The organism is Proteus sp. G4415 (assembly GCF_963896075.1).
GTDB lineage: Bacteria > Pseudomonadota > Gammaproteobacteria > Enterobacterales > Enterobacteriaceae > Proteus > Proteus mirabilis.
In genome coordinates this window covers 1-4,934 of the sequence record NZ_CAWQOK010000125.1, presented here as the reverse complement: position 1 = coordinate 4,934, position 4,934 = coordinate 1, and the positions used below count along the sequence as shown (strand labels likewise).

At 37.1% G+C, this 4,934-nt stretch carries 6 protein-coding genes; 4 read left to right on the top strand and 2 right to left on the bottom strand.

The features are described 5' to 3' along the window. The 4 genes from AACU95_RS13615 to AACU95_RS13600 all read left to right on the top strand — a co-directional run. Window positions 1-953 (top strand): sugar-binding transcriptional regulator (locus tag AACU95_RS13615; protein ID WP_237612011.1); only part of this gene is annotated, 953 nt, incomplete at its 5' end. Between the two features lie 264 nt (window positions 954-1,217). Beyond that, window positions 1,218-1,973, top strand: coding sequence for a molybdate ABC transporter substrate-binding protein (modA, locus tag AACU95_RS13610; protein ID WP_004250908.1), 756 nt, complete (start codon window positions 1,218-1,220; stop codon window positions 1,971-1,973). Window positions 1,974-2,071: 98 nt separating this feature from the next. Further along, entirely contained in the window at window positions 2,072-2,848 is a 777-nt protein-coding gene (locus AACU95_RS13605) for an ABC transporter permease (protein ID WP_004243311.1), read from the top strand. Continuing rightward, a complete protein-coding gene (locus tag AACU95_RS13600) occupies window positions 2,842-3,465 on the top strand; it encodes an ABC transporter ATP-binding protein (protein WP_012368025.1) in 624 nt (207 codons plus the stop codon). The genes AACU95_RS13605 and AACU95_RS13600 overlap by 7 nt, the downstream gene beginning before the upstream one ends. A 19-nt stretch (window positions 3,466-3,484) precedes the next feature. On the opposite strand, the gene AACU95_RS13595 is transcribed toward AACU95_RS13600, so the two are convergent. Together AACU95_RS13595 and AACU95_RS13590 are read right to left on the bottom strand one after the other, a co-directional pair. Then, window positions 3,485-4,177: an XRE family transcriptional regulator gene (locus tag AACU95_RS13595; protein WP_004243309.1), complete on the bottom strand. Its 693-nt coding sequence runs from the start codon at window positions 4,175-4,177 to the stop codon at window positions 3,485-3,487. Window positions 4,178-4,284: 107 nt separating this feature from the next. Then, window positions 4,285-4,542: a hypothetical protein gene (locus tag AACU95_RS13590; RefSeq protein ID WP_004243308.1), complete on the bottom strand. Its 258-nt coding sequence runs from the start codon at window positions 4,540-4,542 to the stop codon at window positions 4,285-4,287. Window positions 4,543-4,934 lie beyond the last annotated feature (392 nt).

The window sequence follows — 4,934 nt, the reverse complement described above, 5'->3', positions numbered from 1 at the left end:
TATTTGATAATGATCCCGTTCTTTATGCTGCATGGCTTTACTATCAGGACGGACTCAGTCAAAGTGAAGTTGCAAATATTATGAGCGTTTCTCGAGTGACTGTTGTGAAGTATTTACATCTCGCGAGAGAAAAAGGTTTTGTTAATATAAGCTTGGATTCATCAGTATTTTCTACGATTGATTATTCAATCAGAATAAAAGCAAAATTTAATCTTAATAATGTGCTTATTTTACCTGATGAAGAAAAGAATAAATCGCAACAAACATCAAATATGAATCGAGAAAGATTAGCTAAAGCAGGGGCTATGTATCTTTCTCAGATAATCAGCAATGATGATATTTTAGGTGTAGCTTGGGGAAGAACAATCCATAAACTAGGGCACTATCTCCCCACTAAAACACTAGAAAATGTCACCGTGTTACAAATGATTGGGGCTGTAGCCCCACAACCTGATTTTACTACTGCGGAATCTGCCGCTTTGATCGCCAATAAGTTTTCAGGTTGCAGTATTAATTTGCATGTGCCAGCTGTAGTGTCAAATGCGCGTTTGGCAATGGAACTACAAGCAGAACCCATAATACGGCGTAATTTCTCTGCTTTAAATCAATGTAATAAAGCTTTGTTTGTAGTGGGTAATACTCAAGATGACAATCCTTTGATTACAACAGGCGTACTCGCCACAAATGAGATGGCACAATATCGCGATTTAGGTGCTGTTGGTGTCATTTGTGGTCGATTCTATGATGCACAAGGTAATCCTCTGCTTTCTGATATCGACCTTAGAATTATGGGAATTAGTCTTGCACAGTTAAGACAGATCCCACAGCGTATTTTTATTGCTGGAGGCGTTGAAAATGTTGCTGCAACCATAGGCGCAATAAAAGGGGGATATGCTACAGATATTGTCATCGATGAAGTGACGGCATTAGCATTATTGGAATTGAGTATTTAATAGTGAGATCCTCGTTTAAACGAGGATTTGTTATTAATATCACTGTTATTTTTCATCTAGATTGCATATCAAAATATGAGTGATTATGTATTTTTATTCTAGCGACAGAGTGATAAAAATATCTTAATAAATAAATTAGAGATGAAAAGTAAAATGATAGCTTGCTAGCACTTTGCTGTTTTTTTCTTACTAAGATCTTGCCTTAATTTCTCATATCTATCATTATATAAAAAATTATATAACGATATTGTGTTTGAGGATGTTATGAAACGCCAAGTTTTGGTAGGTTTAGGTTTTGCGCTAGGATTATTTTGCCATAACAGCTTTGCTGTAGAGCTTCATCTTTATGCTGGCGCAGGATTAAAACAGCCTGTAGAGCAAGTTGTTGGTCTATTTGAAAAAGAAACCGGCAATACAGTGACTATCGAATATGGCGGTTCTGGCCAAATTCTTACACGCTTTAATCTCACTCAACAAGGTGATCTGTTTTTTCCTGGCTCTCAAGAGTATGTAGAGAAGTTAGCGAAACAAAATCAGGTGGTTAGCCAATATCCTATTGTGCGTCATATTCCTGTTATTGCTGTCAGAAAAGATAAAATCGGTGAGATCAAAACTATTACAGATCTTGCAAATAGTTCATTGAAATTAGGTATGGGAGATGCAAAAGCAATTGCATTAGGTAAAAGCGGTGAACAATTAATCGAAGCGTCAGGCCAAGGTGAGCAGTTACGAAATAAAGTGGTTGTTCGTACAGCAACCATTAAACAGTTACTTATGTATTTATTAAATGGTGAGGTTGATGCTGCCATTATTGGTTACGCTGATGCAATGAAAAATCAAGATAAATTAGTTTTATTACCCATACCTGAAGGAAGCCCCGAAGAAATTGCGACATTAGCGGTATTAAAAACTTCAACAAATCCCACACAAGCACAACAATTGGCTGATTATTTTTCTCGTCCCGAAGGAATAAAGGCTTTTACTGATTATGGTTTTCTACCTGTTATTTCAAAACCATAGATTTTTCTCACATTATTTGTATTTTTGCCACCGGCTCACAGGTGGCTTTTTTCATTTTTACAATAAATGTCATTAGTAGATTAAGAGAAGGCTTCACTGTGTATCGTTGGGCACTAATACCACTTTTATTATTATTATTTTTGATATTGGGATCACTTATTGCATTAATTTGCCAACTCTCTTATCACGAACTCACCATGGTTATTACTGATGCTGAATTTCATTTTGCCGTATTGATGTCACTGAGCACCGCGTTAACATCATTGTGTTTAGCCGTGCTCTTAGCTGTACCTGCAGCTTGGGTGATGGCAAGATCGTCATTTAAAGGACAGCGTTTTATTGATGCGTTACTCGATTTACCCTTAGTCACGCCTCCTTTGGTAATAGGTATTGGATTATTATTATTGTTAGGTCATCAAGGACCTTTAACAGGGGTTTTTCCTCAATTATCTCGTGCCCTTTTTTCTCCCTTGGGGATTATTATTGCTCAAACATATGTTGCAAGTGCAATCATTATGCGTAATAGCCTTGCGGCGTTTAAAGCTATTGATCCTGCTTATATTCAAACCGCACAGAATTTAGGATTAACACCAACAAAAACGCTTATTTTGGTTGAGATCCCACTTTGTTGGTCTGTATTAATCAGTGGTTGTATTGTGGCTTTTTCTCGAGCATTAGGGGAGTTTGGGGCAACATTAATGTTGGCAGGGGCCACACGATTAAAAACAGAAACCTTACCAATGGCAATCTATTTAAATATAGCGAGTGGTGATTTCTCGCTTGCGATAGGTTGCGCTTTAGTACTGATAGCAATTGCAATTACTCTATTGTTTGCTTTACACCGTTTACAGCGTGATAGGAAATTAGCATGTTAACCATTCACTCGTTGACTACCGGTATTTTAACCGAGGTTTCATTACACCTAGAGCAAGGGTGTTGTTTAGGGATCAGTGGCTCATCAGGTAGCGGCAAAACAACGTTACTCAATGCTATTGCGGGTTATACCGGCTATACAGGGGATATTGTTTTAGCTAACCAAAATATGAATAAATTACCTGTTTGGCAGCGCCCCTGTCGTTATTTAAATCAGCGTCTTTATTTATTCCCTTTTCTCACTGTAAAGCAAAATTTATGGCTGGCACAATATGCGGCTAAGCAAAAGCGCAGTAAAGAAAAAGAGATAGCGTTACTTGAACAGATGGGAATTGCTCATTTAGCAACACGTTATCCATCTCAAATATCAGGGGGAGAGCAGCAACGAGTTGCGTTAGCAAGAGCACTCATTAGCCAACCCAAACTATTATTAATGGATGAACCCTTTTCAAGTTTGGATTGGGAAACACGTTATCAGCTTTGGGAGCTTATTATCTCATTAAAAAAACAGCAGATAACGATGATAATAGTCACTCATGAGCCTCGTGAATTGCAAGCATTAGCAGATAAAACGCTGTTATTATCTAATGGGAAAATTGTGCAAGAAAGTAAAAACTAAAATAAAAATATGCAGATGATCACCAAGCCATCACAGACCAGTGAATAACGCGTCCCATAATTTTAACGGAGTCAATTTCTGCAAATTCATCAGGAAATTCATCTTTATTGTAGCTACGAATAATTAATTTTCCGCCAGGCTGACGGTAGAGCAATTTTATTCTAAATAATGAATCTTGTTCGATAGCATAAATACCGCCATCCACAATCCGCGTATTACCTGTATCAACGGTCACTGTTGAACCATTTGGAATAACCGGAGACATACTATCACCATAGACGGAAAAACAGATCACATTTTGTGGTGAAGCGCCATAGCGGCGTAGTGTGCTTTTGGAGAATCTCAATTTATAACCATTATGATCTTCGTTAGTACAGCAGCCATCACCAGCGGCAAGTTCAATACTTTTAAAATAACGGATCTCGACTTCATCAGCATTGAGAGGGGTATCGTTATCCCATTCACTGACTGAATGCCATTCATCTTGGGGAGGTATTTCAGAAGCGTGTGTTTGTTTATTATCCCCTTCGAGCAACCACGATAATTCACAATTTAACGCTTTTGCTAATTCAGGTAAAAAACGAGGGCGTTTGGTTTTGCCACTCTCAAGTTGTTCAATTGATTGTTGCGTTGTACCCGCCAAGGTAGCAAGCTCAGATTGTGTTAAACCTAACGCAATACGTTTGTCTTTGGTGCGTTTTGCAATAGACATGAGTGACTCCTAATACGTGTCCTTACATATTTTAAGTATAAAGAGTATACCGTAACTAGAAAACAAATTAAATTGTATTTTGTGGGGTGTTCAACGAAAAAGGGTGATTATTTTAATTGAAAGACATCATCGGCACTATTTGGCGGTGTTAGGTATGGATTTTCATCAGTCACTTCGGGGTCACGTAATACTTCACCACAAAAAATATAGAGATCGGGTCTTTTCTTTTTGAGATAGTTTAAGCGAATAGTACATTCATCCTTGGTATAAATGGTTTCTGTTACTGGAACCGCATCACAAGAATCATGCCCGCATGGACTGACTAATAAAACATAACCGACCAGCATGAGCTGTGAAGTAAACATAGCATACCCTTATAACTATTCATGTTTGGTCATTGAAATCAGATGGCTAGATTACCTATTCATGATCCAAAATGCAGTTTCTATTTATCTTAAATTGACTTAATGGTGTAAAAAGGCGCATTGCGTCACAAAATTTCTAGTCTTTATTTGTATTTTACACCGAAATGTTATAGGTCTACTTAGAAAATCGTGTTGTCATATCATGATTAAATATTAAAAAACAAATAGATTTGTTTTATTGAGATAAACGTTATTGTAATTTTGTATCACTATCGTAACTGATTTTGCAACATACTGTATTTGTGTGTTTTAAAATAAGCTTTGTCAATGATATGGCATTTTACCTATTTCGCTAACAGATAACTATTTTTATTGAATCTGTTAATGGCGAC

What these genes read in the sequence shown, in the direction of transcription:
- modA (WP_004250908.1), top strand. Translation starts at nt 1,218, where the DNA reads ATGAAACGCCAAGTTTTGGTAGGTTTAGGTTTTGCGCTAGGATTATTT.
- AACU95_RS13600 (WP_012368025.1), top strand. Translation starts at nt 2,842, where the DNA reads ATGTTAACCATTCACTCGTTGACTACCGGTATTTTAACCGAGGTTTCA.
- AACU95_RS13595 (WP_004243309.1), bottom strand. Translation starts at nt 4,177, where the DNA reads ATGTCTATTGCAAAACGCACCAAAGACAAACGTATTGCGTTAGGTTTA.
- AACU95_RS13590 (WP_004243308.1), bottom strand. Translation starts at nt 4,542, where the DNA reads ATGTTTACTTCACAGCTCATGCTGGTCGGTTATGTTTTATTAGTCAGT.